Origin of the sequence: Legionella hackeliae (assembly GCF_000953655.1) — a bacterium.
In the GTDB taxonomy this organism is placed as follows: Bacteria; Pseudomonadota; Gammaproteobacteria; order Legionellales; family Legionellaceae; genus Tatlockia; species Tatlockia hackeliae.
In genome coordinates this window covers 1,324,899-1,344,298 of record NZ_LN681225.1, presented here as the reverse complement: position 1 = coordinate 1,344,298, position 19,400 = coordinate 1,324,899, and the positions used below count along the sequence as shown (strand labels likewise).

Sequence of the window (19,400 nt, the reverse complement as noted above, 5' to 3'; positions counted from 1 at the left end):
GATACGCACTAAGATTGCAACACTATTGTTTAGGATATTGTCTATAAGGATGAGCGTATGACTTCTTGGTTTCCGTTTCTTTATCTGATTGCTGCGATATGTTTTATTCTTGCGCTTAAAGGTTTAGCAAGCCCTTCTACTTCCCGTCGAGGTAACTTATTGGGAATTTTAGGGATGGCTATTGCCATTGGCTCAACGTTGATGATGCCCTCAGTGCATCATCATTGGCTACTAGTGGGTTTAATTGTCGCAGGAGGACTGGTTGGAACAATCATTGCCCTTACAATTCATATGACTGCCATTCCACAATTAGTTGCCGGCTTCCACTCCTTAGTCGGTCTTGCAGCAGTCCTTGTGGCTTTCTGCGCCTACTTGGCTCCGGCTTCATTTCATATCGGCACACCTGGTGACATTCACTTAACAAGTCTTATTGAAATGAGTCTCGGACTCATCATTGGGGCCATCACCTTCTCAGGTTCTGTGATTGCCTTTTTAAAATTACAAGGGATTATGTCTGGGCAACCCGTTCGTTATCCCGGGCAAAAAGTAGGAAACCTGGTAATCGGTTTGGCAATCCTTGGACTGCTTATCTATTTCGTCATGAGTCAAGCACTCCCTATTTTCATAGCGATAGCTCTCCTGTCATTCCTGATTGGTTTTTTATTAATTATTCCCATTGGCGGTGCGGACATGCCCGTGGTTATTTCAATGTTAAACTCTTATTCAGGATGGGCAGCGGCAGGTATTGGATTTACTTTAAGTAACCACTTGCTCGTTATCACGGGGGCTTTAGTAGGCGCCAGCGGGGCTATCTTGAGTTACATTATGTGCGTGGGAATGAATCGCTCAATTATTAACGTCATTTTTGGAGGAATAAAAAGCTCTGACTCCAGTGAAAGTGCAGTCCATCGCGATAATCAGCAAATTCATCAAGCCAACGGTGAGGATGCAGCATTCCTTTTAAGCAACGCAAAAGATGTCATTATTGTTCCTGGTTATGGTATGGCAGTTGCTCACGCACAGCACGCTGTTAAAGAATTAGTAGATGCCCTGGAGAAGCGCGATATTCATGTTCGCTTTGCCATTCATCCGGTTGCCGGTCGTATGCCTGGCCATATGAACGTACTTTTGGCTGAAGCGAATATTCCCTATGACAGAGTATTCGAACAAAGTGAAATCAATCGCGATTTTGCTACAGCCGATGTGGCTTTTGTTGTCGGCGCGAATGATATAACGAATCCCGCAGCCAAAACCGATCCGGGTTCACCGATTTATGGTATGCCAATTTTAGAGGTAGAAAAGGCAAAAACTGTCTTATTCGTCAAACGCAGCCTTTCACCGGGTTATGCTGGTGTTGAGAATGATCTGTTCTTCCGCGATAACACTTATATGCTTTTTGGTGATGCGAAATCAATGACTGAATCGATTGCCAAGGCGTTAGAAGCAGTATAACTGAGTCGTTAAATTAAAAACCGGATGACCTCATCTGGTTTTAATTTTTAAATACGCCGCAGGACTTAAAAGTGTCTCCATGCTTCTATCAGTAAATTAGATAATATGCCTCTCGTTGCTATGACCTCAAAATAAAGGTATCTTAATTGCTTTTATTTAGGAGAGTCTTATGTTAAGAAAGCTTGGTTATAGCATATTTTGCGCGGGCGCCCTATTCAGCGCGAATGCGTTGGCTATCACTCACAATCTTGCCTTGGGAATTAGCCTTGAGTATGAATTGGCTCCCAGCAAACCTGAAGAATTTGTAAATACCTGGTTTTGGTCAATTACCTCAACCTGTACCATCCGTACAAAAGATTCTAGCGATGCCATCTTCATTGAAGCATTAAAGAAAACAGGGAAAATTAATAATACTAATATGGCTCAGGGCGATACCTTGTCTATTGAAGTTCATAATGGCGATAAAATAACCATTACCGCTGACTCAGGTAGCAAAGTACGATTAACTAATAAGGGACAAAATACCGTTTTTGCAGACTGCACAACCTAACATAGTAGTTGCCTTAGTACGAAACAGTATTTTTATAGCCATCCTCCCGCAGTGACACTATTTTCCACGCGACACTATCTTCCATGAGTATACACCTCACGCTTTATATTACGTCCCGCGGCTTGTCCGCGGGATCTTGGTTTTATTTCAAATTGTCTGGATCCCGCGGACAAGCCGCGGGACGTAGTATAAAGAGAAAACACACGACACGGGACTTCATATAATGGAGTGCACATATAATGGGAGGAATACACACATACGGGACTAATATAAGCGAGAATACGCGAGATACGGGACTACGTATAAAGGGAGGATGCATGGTGTCAGAATATAGTTTAAAGAGGACGCAGGACGAAAGAATGTATAGAAGAGAAACAGGCCGTCTCTCTCAATTTCTCATCAAATGCGGCCAGTTTATGCTTTATTTTTGCGAGTAAACGCGAAGCAATCCATTACAATTTCGAAACAGGCTTCGATATGGATTGCTTCATTGTCGCAATGACAGGATTCATTGGCAAACGAAAAAATTGTATCTACAATGACGCGATTGTATTCACAATTACCCGTCATACCCTATTAATGCTCTCGAGTCGCCGCAAAATGTATTTTCGGATAACGCTCTTGGGCCATCGTTAAATTAACCCGGGTAGGCGCGAGGTACATCAATGAGTCGCTGCCATCTAAAGCCAGGTAATCATAGGCTTTGGTACGAAATTCACTCATTGCTTTATCATCATCTGAATAAACCCAACGCGCGCAACTCACGTTTACTGTTTCGTAAACGCAGTCCACTTTATATTCGTGTTTTAAACGATGAGCGACCACATCAAACTGTAATACTCCGACCGCGCCCAAAATCAATTGGTTACTATTTAAAGGACGAAACACTTGTGTTGCACCCTCCTCTGATAACTCAATAAGCCCCTTTAACAAGGCTTTGCTTTTTAATGGATCTTTAAGGCGTACCAAGCGAAAAAGCTCTGGTGCGAAATTAGGAATACCGGTGAATTTTAAATTTTCACCCTGAGTAAAAGTATCACCTATACGGATAGTGCCATGGTTATGCAAACCAATAATATCACCCGCCATAGCCATTTCTGCATGCGCCCGATCGCCGGCCATGAAGGTGAGTGCATTAGCAATTTGTACGTCTTTGCCAATGCGTAAATGAGCTAATTTCATGCCTTTTTTAAACGTACCTGAACAAATGCGTAAAAATGCAATTCTATCTCGATGCTTAGGATCCATATTCGCTTGAATTTTAAAGACGAATCCGCTGAATGCCTCTTCTTCTGGATTAACGCGTCTTTCAACCGTAGCTCTTGCCATTGGACCTGGTGCATATTCGGCAAAGTCATCTAGCAATTCTTTGATTCCAAAATTGTTGATAGCAGAACCAAAATAGACGGGCGTCAATTTTCCTGACAAATAATCATCAAGATTAAATTCATGCGAAGCACCTTTAACCAATTCAATTTCATCCCTCAACTCCGCGGCCATATCTCCCAGTAACTCATCAAGCTGTGGGTTATCAAGCCCTTTTATTGCCTGAGCTTCCTGTTTCTGGGCGTTTTTTCCAGCTTGATATAGATAGACCGTATCTTCATATAAATGGTAAATCCCTTTAAAACGTTTCCCCATACCCACGGGCCACGTCACAGGCGCACATTGGATACCAAGAACCGTTTCTACCTCATCAAGCAAACTAATAGGTTCTCGCCCTTCACGGTCTAATTTGTTAATAAACGTCATAATCGGTGTATCTCTTAACCGACAAACTTCCATCAACTTAACCGTTCGCTCCTCAACCCCTTTCGCAACGTCAATGACCATTAATGCGGAATCGACTGCCGTCAAGGTCCGATAGGTATCTTCAGAGAAATCTTCGTGTCCTGGGGTATCCAACAAGTTCATCACATGATTATTATGAATAAACTGCATTACAGAAGTTGTGATGGAAATTCCCCGTTCTTTTTCCATTTCCATCCAGTCAGAAGTCGCATGCCTATCAGCCTTTCGTCCTTTCACTGTACCGGCAAGCTGAATAGCACCGCCAAATAACAGTAACTTTTCGGTAACCGTGGTTTTACCCGCGTCGGGGTGAGAAATGATGGCGAAGGTCCGCCGTTTAGAGAAATCCTGGTAAAAATCAGTCATAAAAACCTACTAATGCACAAAGTAAGCTGCATTTTAAGTGAAACAATAAAACAGATAATTTTACTACGGAATATAGATGCTAGAAATAGATTTATGAAGAAATTTGAAATTGAGATGATAGCCATGGCCACCATCTCCGTAAAACAAAACTGTCAATTATTTCTTGCCAGGCGAATAGTGCTCTTGAATCGTTTTAGCAAACTCGTCTACCGCAGTCACCTCTTTAGACGGCCTAAACATACCCCAGGCTGTTAAACCACCTGCTACTAATCCAGAGGAAACGCAAGCCCCCGCTGTTGCCAATGCGGCCGCCTCACCTGCCGCCAAACCAGTAAAGAAGGCACCAGGGCCAGACCAAATACCTGCAGCAAAACCAATTGAAAATCCTACAATACCGGCCAAGAGAGTCACAATGATTGCAGCGGCAAAACCAAGAAGAGCTTTCATAACATTAGGATGTTCACCTTGCAAAGTCTTGTGACTAGTTTGAACAAAGCTATTAATCAGTCCTTCAATGGTTCGGCTAGACAATTTTTCATTGTTTAATCTCCCCTCAAGATGTTTTAATTTTTTTTCTATTATTTGTTTTTTCTCTTCCGGCAAATCTTTTAACGCTGTTAATAATTTTTTCTTTGCCTCAATAAAAATCGAATCTTCTGATGTCTCTCTTTTTATTGCGTTGTCAGCTTCTTTTACAGAGGGATCATCAGTCTTAAGGGATGATTTAACTGCTTTTTCACTTACGTCACTTTGCTCTGTTAAGTCTTCTTTTTTTGCTAATGACGGGATTAGAATACGCTGTAGCTCTTCAATCTCTAAAGTTTTGTGGTCAATTGTTACGCCCAAATCTCTAAGATCATTCTCTAAATTCTTGAGTGTTTCTAAAGGGTTTTTACATTGGTCAGCATGGGTACCCACTAAGACTACTTTTCCATTAGGATTTTGCGATCGGTATAAATCTAGTTCCTTTTTAACTTTTTGTTGATCGTCTTCATCAAGTATTGTACTTAAATCTGCACAATAAAGAATAAATGCCTGATCTTTATATAGACTGCGTCGAGTATTAGGGAAGTCATCTTTACCAGTAGGATCCGTTACTACCAGGGTGATACCTTCAGATTCATGCCTCAAAGTTTGAATCCCTTTTGTAGGCAATAGTGGCTGCGTTACCTTTTTCTGGATTAAACCCATTGCAATCTGTGTTTTACCAGCACCGGTCTTACCCAACATCATCACTTTTAAGAGACTCATTTTCAAATCCTAAATAAAATTTGAGGTCTATTTTACAATAATTTTCTTAAGAATTTCTTAGGAGTTAATTCCGCGCATAAAGGACGCGGAATGTAGATTATTAAATTCTGCTAGAAGGCGCTGTACACTCTTCGCAACCATCTGCAATAGCTTTAACAATGCTGGCGATAGGACGAGTACCTAGACTTAAAATACTTAAAATTGGGTTGATAACTGCTGAAAAGAGTGCAGAAATTGCATATAAAAAGTGATCTTTTGCTTCTGATAGCTCACCTCGCGTCCTTAAGTCAAAGAAACTTTCGGTGCTTTGTTGATTATGAGACCAACGATAAGCAGCTTTTACCAGTGAAAGAACCAAATTGGTAACATCAATTAATATATCAAGCAAAAATACTGGCGCTAAAACAATATCAATCACTGGATTTAAAAGATAAGAGAAGAAATCCGAATCTTTTCTATTGATATATTTGGTTCCTCGTGTTGATTGAATAGGTTTAAACACGGTAAAAAAACGATTGCGAGTTGATACGAATACGTCATCTTCTGCAAAAATAGGTTTTATAATTTTTGCCATAAGGGCTCCAGGTTATGTACTCAAAGTCGCCTATTGTACAAATCTTTTTAACCCTGGCAAGCATTTCTTACGCACAAAACAGGCATAAAGAAATCAAATCGAGTAAGATAAATAATTTAAAATTGATAAATTTTGAAGGGAAATTTATAGAAAAAGGTTTGAGCAAGAATGCTCAAACCCCAAAATTATTGTTTTGAGTAGCCAACAACATAGTTATCATCGTGATTCTCAGCAGAAGAAGCACACTTTTCACAAGCATTACTAATACCTTGTATGGCACTGGCAAAAGGACGAGTTACCAAGCTAATTACGCTAAAAATTGGATTAATTACTTCAACAAAGGAAGCAACGGCTTCGAGAAAGTAATCTAGTGATTGCTCTAGGTCTCGCTTAGTGGAATTAGGTAAGAGTTTATGATTGACAGTTTGTTCGGACGCCCAGTCTCTGCCAGCTTTTAATAGTGTAATTAAGGCATTCATTAAATGAATAGCTGTATCTAATAATAATGCTGGTATAACCAATGTATCCACTACTGGACTTAAAAAATAAGCTGCGACATCAGATTCTTTGCGTTTCGTTTCTTGAACAGGTTGAAACATTGTTAAAAAATGTTGCTTAGTACTTTTGAATATATCTTCTTCACGTGACCAAATAGGTTTAATAACTTTAGTCATAATGACTCCATAGAATAATGAGTATTCAAAGGCGACTCTAATAGCCAACCTTTTACCCACTAAAATTAAAGGTTTGGAGATTATAATTATGTTTCCTTAAGAAAATATTAAACAATTATTACCGGTAGGGTTTACCATAACCCGGATGCTTGCTAAAGGAACCATCCAGACTACTGGATGCCTCGGACAAGCCGAGGCACGTAGACAGACACAGGTAAGCGTTTTTATTCAGTAATAAAAATTAACTGCTCATGGCATTCAAAATAATCCGCGACTTGTGCCGGCGTTATTTTGTCCAAACTTGGGGGTTGCCAATGCGGTGATTTGTCTTTATCAACTAACAAGGCCCTCACCCCTTCATAAAAATCCGGTTCACGCATGAACTGGGTGACGATGCAGTAATCTTTTGCTAAACATTCTGTTATCGACATTGTTTTGGCCTTTTGAATTTGTGCCAAGGTGACTTTAAGACTTAAAGGAGCTTTATGATGGAGATTATTAAAAATGGTTGTTGTCCACTCATCTTTTTCTTCTTCTAACGCCGCAAGTATTTCTTCCATGGTTTGTTTCGAGAAACAACGCTTAATCACGTCTTGATGCTCTGTAATCGCTGCTTTTTCGGGATTGGCGGCGAATTTTTTTAAACAATCATCCACTTTTTCATGGGGATTGATTGACAAGTCCGTATCCCTTAAACTTTTTACAACTTCATGTATTTGGTTAGCAGGAATAATTTGCTTAATTAAACCGATAGCAAGAGCATCTTGAGCTTGCAAGCGGTTCCCCGTTAATCCCAAATAGATTCCAGTTGCATCAGGACAGCGAGCGAGCAGATAACTGGCTCCGATATCAGGGAAAAAGCCAATTGTTGTTTCAGGCATAGCAAACACAAAATTTTCTGTGGCAACAGGATGGGAACCATGAAGAGAAATGCCTACACCACCTCCCATAGTAATACCATCCATCAAAGCAATGTACGGTTTCTTAAAATGATGGATATATTGGTTAAGACGATACTCATGCCAAAAAAACTGCATCTGCTCAGGATTTTGATTCAAACCTGCCTCATATAACCATCGTACATCACCGCCTGCGCAAAAGGCCTTCCCTTCTCCTTGAACAACAACAGCATGAACCTCTGAATCTTTTTCCCAGACTAATAACTGTTGTTGCAACGCTTTAATCATATCCAGGGTCAATGCATTTAGCGCCTGAGGGCGGCTTAGCATTACCAAGCCTAAATGTCCCTCACGAGCAAAGACAATATCAGTCATCCCTACTCCCCTTTGAATGCAGCCCGGCGTTTAGCTAAAAATGCCGCAACCCCTTCCTGCTTGTCAGCGGTCGCACATACTTTGGAAAAATGTACAGCCTCCAGGTGCAAAGCATCCGTTAATGATAAATCATAACCGTGATCAATCACCTCCATAACACTGGCCACTGCCAAAGGCGCCATGGATAAAATCGTATTCAAAATCTGTTTACCTTGCTCAAGTAAGGCTTCAGGAGCAACGACCTCGCTCACTAGCCCCCAATTGAATGCTGTTTCTGCATTAATAAAGCGACCCGTCAGGCATAACTCCATTGCACGGCCTTTTCCAATTAAACGCGCCAAACGTTGCGTGCCACCGTAACCCGGGATAACACCAAGTTTTACTTCAGGTTGACCAAATTGAGCAGTAGTAGAAGCAATTCGAATGGTTGCTGAAATAGCGAGCTCGCATCCACCACCAAAGGCAAAACCATTGATTGCGGCCAGTGAAGGTTTTCCTAGCGTTTCCAATTGTCTAAATACATCCTGACCTTCACAAGCAAACTGATAACCAGTTTGTACATTACATTCCGCCAGACGAGAAATATCAGCACCCGCGCAAAAGGCTTTACCTGCCCCTGTTAGAAGAATAGCTTTCACTTTTTTGTCGTCTTTGACTGACGAGAAGATTTCACTTAATGCACGTAGCACTTCTGTACTGAGTGCATTTAATTTTTCTGGGCGGTTGAGAGTCAGCGTTAAAATCCCATTATTATCTAACTCTTTTTCAATTAAATTCATGCCACAAAACTCCTGTTATTTATTATTATTTTTAAAATCCATCGATTAGCAGTTATTCAATCAAATAGTCCTCATCAAGCGTTGCTTTAGCAATAATTTCCCGCATAATTTCGTTCGTGCCCTCAAGGATTTGATGCACTCGCAAATCTCGGAAAATTCGCTCAATTTGATAATCATGAAGATAACCGTATCCACCGTGCAACTGCATCGCCTTATCGCTAATGCGAAAAGCCACATCTGTTGCCAATCGTTTAGCCATCGCACAATACATTGGGGCGTGTGGATCATTTTTATCTAAAGCATCGGCAGCACGATACACCATTAATCTGGCAGCTTCAAAATCCGTAAGCATATCTGCAAAATAAAAACGCAGAGCTTGCATTTGAGTTAGCGACTTCCCGAACTGTTTTCGCTCATGCAAATATTGCTTTGTTAAGCGCAAACAAGCCGTTGCTCCTCCTAAAGAACATGCAGCGATATTGACACGTCCTCCATTTAAAGCATTTAAGGCAATTTTAAAACCCATACCCTCATCGCCAACTCGATTCGACACCGGGATGCGGCAATTTTCAAAATAGACCATACAAGTAGGTTGATTTCTCCAACCTAATTTTCTTTCTAATTTACCAAAGCTTAAGCCAGGAGTGTCTTTTTCAATGAGGATTGAGGTTATGCCATGATGAGTATCATCACCTGTCCTCACCATGCATAAATAAACATCGCTGACACTACCACCTGAAATAAATGCCTTGGCACCATTTAGAATGTAATAATCACCGTCCTTGACTGCTCTGGTTTTTAACGAAGCAGCATCGGATCCAGCCTCAGGCTCAGTTAAGCAATAACTAGCCAAAACTTCCATGGAGGTTAAACGAGGTCCCCAACTACTGCGTAAGGGTTCTTGAGCATAACGGTCAATTAACGAAGTAACCATATTATGAATAGAAAGATAGGCACTGGTACTTACACAACCACTGGCAAGTTGTTCAAAAATAATCGCAGCATCAAGCCGTTTCAAATTTGCACCACCAATATCTTCAGCAGAAACCATACCCGCCATACCAAGAGTTGCGGCCTCTCGTAGAACATCCACAGGAAAATCATAATTCTCATCCCAGGCAGCTGCATTAGGTGCTAATTTATTGCGCGCAAATTCAGCAGCCATATCCCGAAATGCAAGATGCTCTTCACTGAATTTAAAATCCATAACTGTCCTTATTAATTGGGTTTACCCACCTACCTAGTGTAAACCATAACACAAATTTCGCCTGGCAAACGAGTCTCTTTATTATTACCAGTCAGATAATGTTCGCTAACAAAAATCTTAACCAATGCACAAATACTATTTACGGTGCTCTAATAAAGAATGCTATTATTGCCAATTTTTCGCGTCCGTAAAATAAAAAAATAAAAAACCAGTATGGAAACCTCAGGACAAGTCGAACTCTATCGTGCCCAGGCACTTCAGGTACTAAAAGAATTTTTTGGCTTTGATGCCTTTCGTCATCCCCAAGAAGAAATTATTCACGACCTTATTCAAGGCAAAGATCTGCTGGTACTCATGCCCACAGGCGGAGGTAAATCACTTTGCTACCAGATTCCAGCCCTGGTACGCGCGGGTGTCGCAATCGTTGTGTCACCTTTAATTGCTCTGATGGAAGATCAGGTTGCTGCACTGAAATTACAAGGAATTCGTGCTGCTTATTATAATTCATCCTTGAGCAGTGAGGAGGCAAGACAAGTTCTGGCTCAACTTCATACAAACGAACTTGATCTCCTCTATATCGCCCCGGAACGCCTGATGAGCTCTTCATTTTTAGAGCGCCTTCAAGAATGTTCGCTCGCTTTGTTTGCTATCGATGAAGCCCATTGTATTTCGCAATGGGGACACGATTTTCGCCCTGAGTATGCGACATTAGGTTTATTAAAAACTCATTTTCCAGACGTACCTGTCATTGCATTAACCGCCACCGCTGATCAACAAACACGGCAGGATATTATCAGGAAGCTCAATTATAATCCCAAACCATTTATTGCCTCTTTTAATCGACCCAACATTCATTACACCGTAGTGAGTAAGAATAATCCTATAAAACAACTGCAGAATTTTTTGCAAACACAAAATCAGCAGTCAGGAATAGTTTATTGTGGTACCCGCAATGAGGTCGAACGCGTTGCACGAAAGTTACAAGAACTTGGTATAAAAGCGAGGGCTTACCATGCGGGTCTTAGTTACAATGAACGACGCGAGGTGCAAAGCTTATTTCGTTATGATCGCATTGATATTGTGGTCGCCACTATCGCATTTGGCATGGGAATAGATAAACCCAATGTACGCTTTGTCGTTCATTATGATCTACCCAAAAATATTGAAAGTTACTATCAAGAGACCGGTCGCGCCGGACGCGATGGATTAGCTGCATCCGCAGTGTTGCTTTTTGATCCTGCCGATAGTGGACGACTACGTGGCTTTATTGCGACAACTCCCAGTGAAGCCCAGCAACGTATAGAAATTAGCAAACTCAATCATATGCTGGCATTTGCTCAAGCCACGCATTGTCGTCGCCAAATTTTACTTCGCTATTTTGACGAGTCTTCTGAACATGCCTGTCAGTATTGTGATGTCTGTGACAATCCACCTCAAACGGTTGATGCCACAGAAGATGCACAAAAATTACTTTCATGCATATATCGGCTGAGACAAAACTATGGGATGACTTATACCATCGACGTTCTTCGTGGGAGTGCTGCGGAAAAAATTCAACAGGCAGGCCATGATCAATTAAGTACCTTTGGCATAGGTAAGGACAAATCAGCAAATTACTGGAAACATTTAGCCTGGCAACTCATTCACCGTGATTATTGTTATCAGGATGTTGGTAATTACAATGTGCTTCGCTTAACCAAAAAAGCAGTGGCTGTCTTAAAAAATGAGGAACAGGTTTCATTGGCTCTACCCCAAGTTGATTTGGTCTCCAAAAGCACAAAATCCAAACAACGTGAGACGCTTTCTACAGCCAACAATCCCCTCTTTGAAGTATTACGTACATTGCGACGGAAATTAGCTGACGAAGAAAACAAACCACCCTTTATGATTTTTAGCGATACTACTTTGCATCAAATGGTCAGAGACAAACCTCAAAGCCTCAATGATTTATTAAATATTTCCGGTGTGGGCCAACACAAGTTAAACCATTATGGATGGCATTTTCTTAAAGCTTTGAGAGAACATCGAGATCTGGTGGAGCAGGATTAGTAAATTGAAACCCGGTTGCCGCGTTGCGTCAACCAGGCTACCACTGAAGAATGTTAAATTAATGCGCGTGACATCCAACTTTCACATGTACTTGATAATATTTACTTTTAGAGCCCTCGATATAGCCACGGGTATGCATGACTTCATACCAGTCTAATTTTCCGTGTGCTTTAGCAGCTTGTGCGACAGCGTTGTTAATAGCTTCTTCAATGCTATCTTCGGATGTACCCACTAATTCAATAACTTGATATACGCGATTACTCATTTCTACTCCTTGAAATAGTTTAAATTCCTTCTCAACTTTAGTTTGCAGATTTAGTCTAGACGAATTCTAACTATTTAACACATAAATTTCTGAATAGGTAGTCATTTAATAATATATTCATTGCCCTATGCCACTTAATTGAATAGTCTGACCTAATTTTAATTGAACCGGTATTCCTAAAGGCACTGGAAAGTTGATGAACCCATGTCCGATGCCAGAGATCTGAATTACGGGGACATCACACACAGCAGCAAAACGCTCCAACACAGGCTGAATTAATGAGGTACCATTGGGTTCCAGGCCACCCAGGAAATCACCGAACAAAATTGCTGCTGCCTCTTTAAATACTTTGGCTTGAGAGAGGTGATTTAGCATACGGTCAACACGATAGCCACGCTCACCAATTTCTTCCAACAAAATAATTTTACCAGCGCCCTCAATTTGCCAATTTGTGCCAATGCTTGTCTGCACAAGTGATAAATTGCCACCAGTTATAGTGGTTTCAAGACAACTCCGTTTCATAGCATGTGCATTGAGTGGTTTACCCTGAAAATTGGCCTTTTCTCTATGAAACAACAAAGATTTAAACGCTGCAATCGACTCTTCTGAAAATTTATCAATAGCTAATGCGCCGTGAATTGTCGGCCATTGCCATTGGCGCTCAAAATACAACAGCAATGCGGTGATATCGCTCATGCCAATAAAAATTTTAGGTGAAGACGGCTGATTGAGTTTAGTAAGTTCAGGAATCAAACGCATGGAACCGTAACCACCGCGAGCACAGATAACCGCTTTAGTCTCTGGATTTTCCAAAGCTCTTTTTAATGAAGCAAAACGGATAGCATCGTGGTTCGCACAGAGTAGATCATCACCTAAAATGGCATCATCGATGTAACAATTTAAACCCCAGGAAACCAGGAGCTCTTTCAACTCGGCTAAATGTTTCTCTGTACAGCGCGAAGCAGGAGCAATAATTTCAACACTATCGCCAGCGTTCAAGACAGGAAGCTTTTGCATGAATTTTTTCCAATCTACAATAGTTACTCGGAGGCAATTAACACCATATCACTCGGGGAATGCAGCATTCCTCCCGTATAGTTTCTATTACCGGCAGCAAAATATTTATCAATCTTATCGACAGTCACGTTACCAAGACACGCCAATAATCCAGTTTCCTGAGGATTACAATAGTAATTGGCATAATCATAGAGTTTGCTGAACAACAAATTTGAACTTAGCTCTGAGAAATGAAACACTTCATAATTTGACAGTTGCCAACGTTCATCCTTATTAGCCAAATAAAATGTTTTTATAGAAGGTTCATTTCCATGAGAGGTTGACAGTCCGGGAACAAAATAGACACCGGCAATGGTATTTTGCGAACTATCTTTTATAACCCTTAATTCCTCAGTATGTGTATGAGATGCTAATAAACCAACAATGGTTTTCTGGTAACGATTGATAAGTTTCAGAAATGCAGTTTGCTCTTTAGACAACCAAAAATTCGAATGATCCACCATATTATTTCCAGGTGGAATATGCATGCTCAGTAAGACAGTTTCCTGTTGAGCAGCCGCTATTTTTAATTGACTCTCAAGCCAGGTTAATTGATTAAGGGCATCATGCTGTGTCGTTTTACGGTTTGGTGAAAACTGCACAGTGTTTAATGAAATTAAACGCAGTTGAGGTTTGAGATAAGCAGAATAATAACCATAGCTCACTTCTTCATTAATAAGGCAAGGATAACTATCACTTTTTTGGCATGCCACACCGGTTGATAAAAAGCCATTGATCCAGCCTGCATATTTGGCAATGTCATAAGGCGTTTTGTAGTCACGAGTATCGTCTTTAAAAGGGCCATAGTTAGATTTAAGAGAATCATTGTTACCAAAGGTGTAAAAGATAGGTGTATTGGGAAAAGTATCTTTTAACATTCTAAACACAACTACTTCACTTTCAGCAGCACTTTCAGAGGTGGAGCGAGTATGCCCAACTATATCTCCTAAAATAAGAATAAATTCAGGCGGCGCTACCGTGCCATTTTTTATATTATTATCAATTTCACTGATAAGTCTTTCAAAGGTGGCATAATCCAAATCGTTATTCCCATTATATTTTGATGGTGTAATATCCATCGGACGTGTTGATGCCAGATCAAGATGAATATCTGAGAGGACTAAAAAATTATTTTCTTGATGAACGGCATCTGCTTGTGATACTAAAGGGAAGAGCAATGTCATCAGTGAGAATAGCAATCTCATAAACCGCAAAAATTTCATAAACACCTACATCATTTGTTGTTGTGCTTTAGCAATTGCACGACGAATCATTTGAGCTTCCTGAGACTGCTCTGGAGCTAGTTTTAGCAAGTGTTGCCAATAATTAATTGCTTGTTGATAATCATGCCCACTATAAGCATCCATGGCTAACATCGCTAATGCATCAGGTTGATCTGGATTGGTTTCTAGCAACTCTTTAAATAAATTTCTGATCATATCATTGAATGTTTGCTGATTAATTTGCCAAAGCACCTGCGCGTAGTTAACCGTTGTCGCTTCATCACGGGGATTAAGTTCATGAGCTTTCTTAAATGCATCCTGTGCCTCCCCCCATTGCTCCTGACTTGAATATAATCGACCCAGTAAATACCATCCTCGGGCACTATTTGGTTTAGCTTCAAGACGTGCCTTTAATTTTTCAATGATTTGAGAGGGACTTTTTACAGTTTGTAGTACGGCTTGAATTTTTTTCTGCTTTTCCTGCCGCAACAAAAACTCATTCCACTCTTTCATCGCGCCCCAGTAAAAATAGCCTGCACCCAGTGCAGAAATTAACAGAGGTAGCAAGACTAGAAATAGCTTTTTTGACTGACGCAATGGATAGTAGATGACTGGAAGAGCCAGCAAAACCAATAGAGAAAGAGAGAGTAATAAATACCATTTAATCATTTGTGCTTCGCTTCAAACAAGTTCGCCAAAAAATAATAAAACCTGCGAATAGAAATAAAGCAGGTCCAAACCATAATAATGCAGTTAAAGTTTTTACGGGGGGTTTAAACAAAATAAAATCACCGTAGCGCGCAGTTAAATAATCGATAATTTCACTATCCGCCTTCCCCTCTTTAACTAAATTGTAAACTTGATCGCGTAGATCTTTAGCAAGGCTAGCATTTGAATCTGCCAAATCCTGATTTTGACAAACAAGGCAACGTAGCTCTTTAAGTAAATGAGAGAATTGGGCCTCTTTTTTCGCATTTTCCAAGGGATACAGCGTATTATTGGCAAAACAGGCTGTTGCCAATAATAAAGTCATCAGTAACAGGCAAGTTTTAAGAGGTATCATGCTTCTTCCTGTAATAATTTCATCCGCGGCAAAAACTCTGTCTTCCAACTCTTCTCATCCAAAATACCTACATGTCGAAAACGGATTACTCCGTTCTTATCAATTAAAAAAGTTTCAGGAGCACCATACACCCCCAAATCAATTGCGACAGTCCCTTCATGATCTTCGCCGATTGCCCGATAAGGATTACCCCACTCTTTTAGCCATTGCGTAGCATTCTTAGTGTCATCTTTGTAATTTAAGCCGTAGATAGGTACACCCTCTCGATAGAGCTGCATTAAAAAGACTTGCTCGTCAATACAGGCAGAACACCAACTCGCCCACACATTTAATAAAGACACCTGGCCTTGTAAAATTTGCGGGCTAAATAATTGCTCACTTCCCAACATTGTCAATTGAAACGCGGGAAGTGATTGACCGATTTTTGCAGAAGGGAGTGTTTGTGGCTCTAAAGATAAGCCCCGCCAAAGAAAAACCACTAATAAAACAAATGCAAATAGAGGAGCCAAGCGCCAAAGTTTCATGCCAGTACCTCCTCAGTGACCTCGTTAGAACGACGCTTCTGATAATAACGTCTATCACTTAGAGCTATTAGCCCTCCTGTGAGAATCATAAACCCACCGCCCCATATCCAACGAATGAAAGGCTTGTAATATAAACGTACCGACCATGCCTTTTCTCCCAAAGGCTCACCTAAAGCCACGTAAATATCACGAAAGGGATTAACATCGATTGCTGATTCTGTCATAGCCATTTGGCCCACGTTGTAAATACGTTTTTCAGGATAGATAATGGCTATTTTATTAGTATGCCTAATTTCAAAACGGGCTTGAGCACCATGATAATTTGGGCCTTTCAGGGATGACTCATCCATAAACTGAATTTCATAACCGGCCAGTTGCGCTGTATCCCCAGGCGCCATTCTCACATCGTCTTGTACACCATAATTGCATGAAATACTAATGCCGATAACGGCCACGGCTACACCACAATGGGCAACGACCATTCCCCAAAAGCCTTGAGTTAAATTTAAAATACCACGCTGTTTGTGGCGCACCAGAATCAATTTTCCCGTGCCGAACAGCACCCACAGAGCAAGCATTAATCCAAGAAGCGCGGAAAGATTTATCACGGAGGTTAACACCCATAAAAGACCTACAGCAACAAGCATACTGGCGACTAAAAGTCCGAGCATCAAAGGAATTAATTTTCGACCGTTGTGTTGCTGCCAATTTAAATTTACCCCTATTCCCATCAACAGTAATAAAGGAACCATCATCGGGTTAAAAACAGCATTAAAATAAGGGGCACCTACGGATAATTTGCCAAGCCCTAATCCATCAATGAGTAAGGGATATACGGTTCCCATTAACACTGTTAACATTATGGCCACCAGAAAAACATTGTTTAACAGCAGTGCACTTTCTCGAGACAGAGGGGAAGGACGCGTTTTGTTGTGTAACGTTTGTGCCCGAATGGCGAATAATACCAATGAACCACCAATAACCAACAATAAAAAACAAAGAATATACAATCCTCGTTCGGGGTCGACAGCAAAAGCATGGACCGAAGTAAGCACCCCCGAGCGGACTAAAAATGTGCCTATCAAACTTAGCGAAAACGCAGTAATGGCTAATAATAAAGTCCAGGCTTTGAATTGCTGCCTCTGCTCACTCACTGCCAACGAATGCAGCAATGCAGTACCAACAAGCCATGGCATGAATGATGCGTTTTCAACAGGATCCCAAAACCACCAGCCGCCCCAGCCTAACTCACGATAAGCCCACCAACTACCTAAGGTAATTCCCGCCGTTAAACAGCACCAGGCTGCTAAAGTCCAGGGACGAGTCCATTTGGCCCAGGAGGCCTCCACTCTTCCCACCCAAAGTGCCGCTATTGCAAAAGCAAATGCGACTGAAAATCCGACATAGCCCATATAAAGCATCGGTGGATGGAATAAAAAACCAGGATCTTGTAGTAAAGGATTAAGATCTCGACCTTGTGTATTTAATAACTGGAATTGGCGAGTAAACGGATTGGATGTCGTCAATAAAAAGAGTAGAAAGCCGATACTGACCCAACCAAGGACTACCAATACTCTAGCTCGCATTGCTTTATCCAAGGTTGAACTGAAGAAACTGACAGCAAGCATCCACAAACTTAATATAACCACCCACAAGAGCATCGATCCCTCATGACCACCCCATACTGCACATAGTTTATAAAACCAGGGCAAAGAGACACTGGAGTTGGTCAGGACATACACCACACTAAAATCATTTCGTAAAAAACAAAGCGCAAGACAAAAAAAAGCAAGGGCTACAAAAATAAACTGACCACAGGCATAAATAGGCGCTGCCTTTATCCAATCATTCTTGTTATGCCATAGCCCTAAAGCAGGAATAATTGCCAGCAATATCGCAAACAACAACCCTAATATTAATGAGAATAAACCAATTTCAGCTATCATCCGCTTTTCTTTTCTCCTGATTTAGCCGCTTTGGCCAAGGCATCTTTTACCTCAGGCGGCATATAATTCGCGTCGTGCTTTGCGAGCACTTCGGTGGCTTTAAAATGGTGGTTATTGGTTAATGTGCCCATAGCAACAATCCCCTGCCCTTCACGAAATAAATCAGGCAAAATACCGCGATAGTTAACAGTGATAGCTTGTTTAAAATCAGTCAATTGAAACACAACAGTTAGGTCTTTTTCATTTCGCTGTATGCTATTTTTTACCACCATTCCGCCTAAGCGAATCCGATGCTCCTTCGGAGCTTCACCATTGACCGCCTGAGTTGGGGTATAAAACAGGCTGATATTTTGTCTTAAGGTATATAAAACAAGTGCCGTAACCACACCAAGTACTGAGAGGATAAATAACAACAGAAAAATTTTACGCTGGCGAGCTGGATTCATGATAATTGTCTCTTAAACCACTGCTGCAAACGCTTCATTGTTCGAGCACGCTGCAATCGTATACCAAAAGCCTGTCCAACCAATACAATTACCGCCAAACTATAAGCAGGCCATACATAGGCAGAATATCCCCCCATGGACCACCATTGTATAACCTGATTCATAATTCCCCATTCTCCATCAAACTTTGTACCCATTGCTGCCTGCGCTCACGCAGCAATAACTCATTACGGGCCTTATGCAAGATAACCCACAGACAATAAAAAGAGAAACCTAGCAGCGTCAACAGTAAGGGATAGAGCATCGGTGCAGCAATTTTAGGTTTTGCAAAAACAGATAAAGTAGACCCTTGATGGAGTGTGTTCCACCAATAGACTGAATAATGAATGATTGGTAAATCAATTAAACCTACTAAAGTAAGAATTGCCGCAATTTTGTCACCCTGCTCTTTGTCTTGAAATGAGCTTTTTGTCGCTAAAATAGCAATATACAAAAAAAGCAGGATCAGTTCCGACGTTAAACGCGCATCCCAAACCCACCAGGTACCCCACATGGGTTTTCCCCAAATACTTCCAGTGACTAAAGCAAGAAAAGCCATAGATGCCCCGACCTGGGCTGCAAGCCCTAAAATCAAGCCCGCCATTTTTATACGCCAAACGAGTAAGAGCACCGCAAGAAATCCCATCCACCCATATAAAGCCATGGATAAAAATGCGCTGGGCACATGAATGTAAATAATACGAAAGGCATCCCCTTGCTGATAATCAGAAGGGGCAAAAATCAATCCCCAAATTATGCCGAGGGCTAGACATATCAAAGCACTTATACCAAACCAAACCAGCCAGGGCCTGGTACGTTGGTAAAATGCTTTAGGCGAAGCCAGTTGGTATAAAAATTTCCACATAGGAGA

Annotated in this window: 21 protein-coding genes; 3 read left to right on the top strand and 18 right to left on the bottom strand. The window is 41.1% G+C overall.

Annotated elements, in window-relative coordinates:
• Positions 1-57 precede the first annotated feature (57 nt).
• On the top strand, positions 58-1,452 hold the full coding sequence (locus LHA_RS06085) for an NAD(P)(+) transhydrogenase (Re/Si-specific) subunit beta (protein ID WP_045105754.1): 1,395 nt from the start codon (positions 58-60) through the stop codon (positions 1,450-1,452).
• 169 nt (positions 1,453-1,621) lie between these two features.
• The gene (locus tag LHA_RS06080; RefSeq protein WP_045105753.1) at positions 1,622-2,002 is read left to right on the top strand and encodes a hypothetical protein; all 381 of its coding nucleotides are present in this window, start codon (positions 1,622-1,624) and stop codon (positions 2,000-2,002) included.
• Positions 2,003-2,416: 414 nt separating this feature from the next.
• On the opposite strand, the gene LHA_RS17285 is transcribed toward LHA_RS06080, so the two are convergent.
• From LHA_RS17285 to LHA_RS06040, 8 genes are all read right to left on the bottom strand, one after another.
• Entirely contained in the window at positions 2,417-2,572 is a 156-nt protein-coding gene (locus LHA_RS17285) for a hypothetical protein (protein ID WP_162262809.1), read from the bottom strand.
• 6 nt (positions 2,573-2,578) lie between these two features.
• A complete protein-coding gene (locus LHA_RS06075; RefSeq protein ID WP_045105752.1) occupies positions 2,579-4,159 on the bottom strand; it encodes a peptide chain release factor 3 in 1,581 nt (526 codons plus the stop codon).
• 156 nt (positions 4,160-4,315) lie between these two features.
• Entirely contained in the window at positions 4,316-5,410 is a 1,095-nt protein-coding gene (locus tag LHA_RS06070; protein ID WP_045105751.1) for a Rab family GTPase, read from the bottom strand.
• 100 nt (positions 5,411-5,510) lie between these two features.
• Entirely contained in the window at positions 5,511-5,984 is a 474-nt protein-coding gene (locus tag LHA_RS06065; RefSeq protein WP_045105750.1) for a hypothetical protein, read from the bottom strand.
• Between the two features lie 185 nt (positions 5,985-6,169).
• Positions 6,170-6,658, bottom strand: coding sequence for a hypothetical protein (locus LHA_RS06055; RefSeq protein WP_045105748.1), 489 nt, complete (start codon positions 6,656-6,658; stop codon positions 6,170-6,172).
• 224 nt (positions 6,659-6,882) lie between these two features.
• Positions 6,883-7,932, bottom strand: a complete 1,050-nt coding sequence (locus LHA_RS06050) for an enoyl-CoA hydratase/isomerase family protein (RefSeq protein ID WP_045105747.1) — start codon at positions 7,930-7,932, stop codon at positions 6,883-6,885.
• 2 nt (positions 7,933-7,934) lie between these two features.
• Positions 7,935-8,711: an enoyl-CoA hydratase/isomerase family protein gene (locus LHA_RS06045; protein ID WP_045105746.1), complete on the bottom strand. Its 777-nt coding sequence runs from the start codon at positions 8,709-8,711 to the stop codon at positions 7,935-7,937.
• 52 nt (positions 8,712-8,763) lie between these two features.
• A complete protein-coding gene (locus tag LHA_RS06040; RefSeq protein ID WP_045105745.1) occupies positions 8,764-9,918 on the bottom strand; it encodes an acyl-CoA dehydrogenase family protein in 1,155 nt (384 codons plus the stop codon).
• A gap of 213 nt (positions 9,919-10,131) precedes the next feature.
• Here LHA_RS06040 and recQ point away from each other — a divergent pair, with 213 nt between their 5' ends.
• Positions 10,132-11,967: a DNA helicase RecQ gene (gene recQ / locus LHA_RS06035; RefSeq protein ID WP_045105744.1), complete on the top strand. Its 1,836-nt coding sequence runs from the start codon at positions 10,132-10,134 to the stop codon at positions 11,965-11,967.
• Positions 11,968-12,025: 58 nt separating this feature from the next.
• Here recQ and LHA_RS06030 read toward each other — a convergent pair whose 3' ends face one another.
• The 10 genes from LHA_RS06030 to ccmC all read right to left on the bottom strand — a co-directional run bounded on the left by LHA_RS06030 (position 12,026) and on the right by ccmC (position 19,394).
• On the bottom strand, positions 12,026-12,232 hold the full coding sequence (locus LHA_RS06030; RefSeq protein ID WP_045105743.1) for a dodecin: 207 nt from the start codon (positions 12,230-12,232) through the stop codon (positions 12,026-12,028).
• Positions 12,233-12,349: 117 nt separating this feature from the next.
• Complete coding sequence (locus LHA_RS06025; protein ID WP_045105742.1) at positions 12,350-13,249, bottom strand: S66 peptidase family protein; 900 nt, start codon at positions 13,247-13,249, stop codon at positions 12,350-12,352.
• A 23-nt stretch (positions 13,250-13,272) separates the two neighbouring features.
• Positions 13,273-14,493, bottom strand: coding sequence for a metallophosphoesterase (locus LHA_RS06020; RefSeq protein ID WP_231861985.1), 1,221 nt, complete (start codon positions 14,491-14,493; stop codon positions 13,273-13,275).
• A gap of 24 nt (positions 14,494-14,517) precedes the next feature.
• On the bottom strand, positions 14,518-15,180 hold the full coding sequence (locus LHA_RS06015) for a tetratricopeptide repeat protein (RefSeq protein ID WP_045105740.1): 663 nt from the start codon (positions 15,178-15,180) through the stop codon (positions 14,518-14,520).
• Positions 15,173-15,544: a cytochrome c-type biogenesis protein gene (locus LHA_RS06010; RefSeq protein WP_045107424.1), complete on the bottom strand. Its 372-nt coding sequence runs from the start codon at positions 15,542-15,544 to the stop codon at positions 15,173-15,175. Before LHA_RS06010 ends, LHA_RS06015 begins: the two co-directional genes overlap by 8 nt.
• 26 nt (positions 15,545-15,570) lie before the next feature.
• Positions 15,571-16,098 (bottom strand): DsbE family thiol:disulfide interchange protein, encoded by a 528-nt coding sequence (locus tag LHA_RS06005; RefSeq protein ID WP_045105739.1) that lies wholly within the window; start codon positions 16,096-16,098, stop codon positions 15,571-15,573.
• Positions 16,095-18,044, bottom strand: coding sequence for a heme lyase CcmF/NrfE family subunit (locus tag LHA_RS06000; RefSeq protein ID WP_045105738.1), 1,950 nt, complete (start codon positions 18,042-18,044; stop codon positions 16,095-16,097). The genes LHA_RS06005 and LHA_RS06000 overlap by 4 nt, the downstream gene beginning before the upstream one ends.
• On the bottom strand, positions 18,041-18,490 hold the full coding sequence (gene ccmE / locus LHA_RS05995) for a cytochrome c maturation protein CcmE (RefSeq protein ID WP_045105737.1): 450 nt from the start codon (positions 18,488-18,490) through the stop codon (positions 18,041-18,043). The genes LHA_RS06000 and ccmE overlap by 4 nt, the downstream gene beginning before the upstream one ends.
• Positions 18,487-18,654: a heme exporter protein CcmD gene (ccmD, locus tag LHA_RS05990; RefSeq protein WP_045105736.1), complete on the bottom strand. Its 168-nt coding sequence runs from the start codon at positions 18,652-18,654 to the stop codon at positions 18,487-18,489. Before ccmD ends, ccmE begins: the two co-directional genes overlap by 4 nt.
• Positions 18,651-19,394, bottom strand: coding sequence for a heme ABC transporter permease CcmC (ccmC, locus tag LHA_RS05985; protein ID WP_045105735.1), 744 nt, complete (start codon positions 19,392-19,394; stop codon positions 18,651-18,653). The genes ccmD and ccmC overlap by 4 nt, the downstream gene beginning before the upstream one ends.
• Positions 19,395-19,400: the final 6 nt, after the last annotated feature.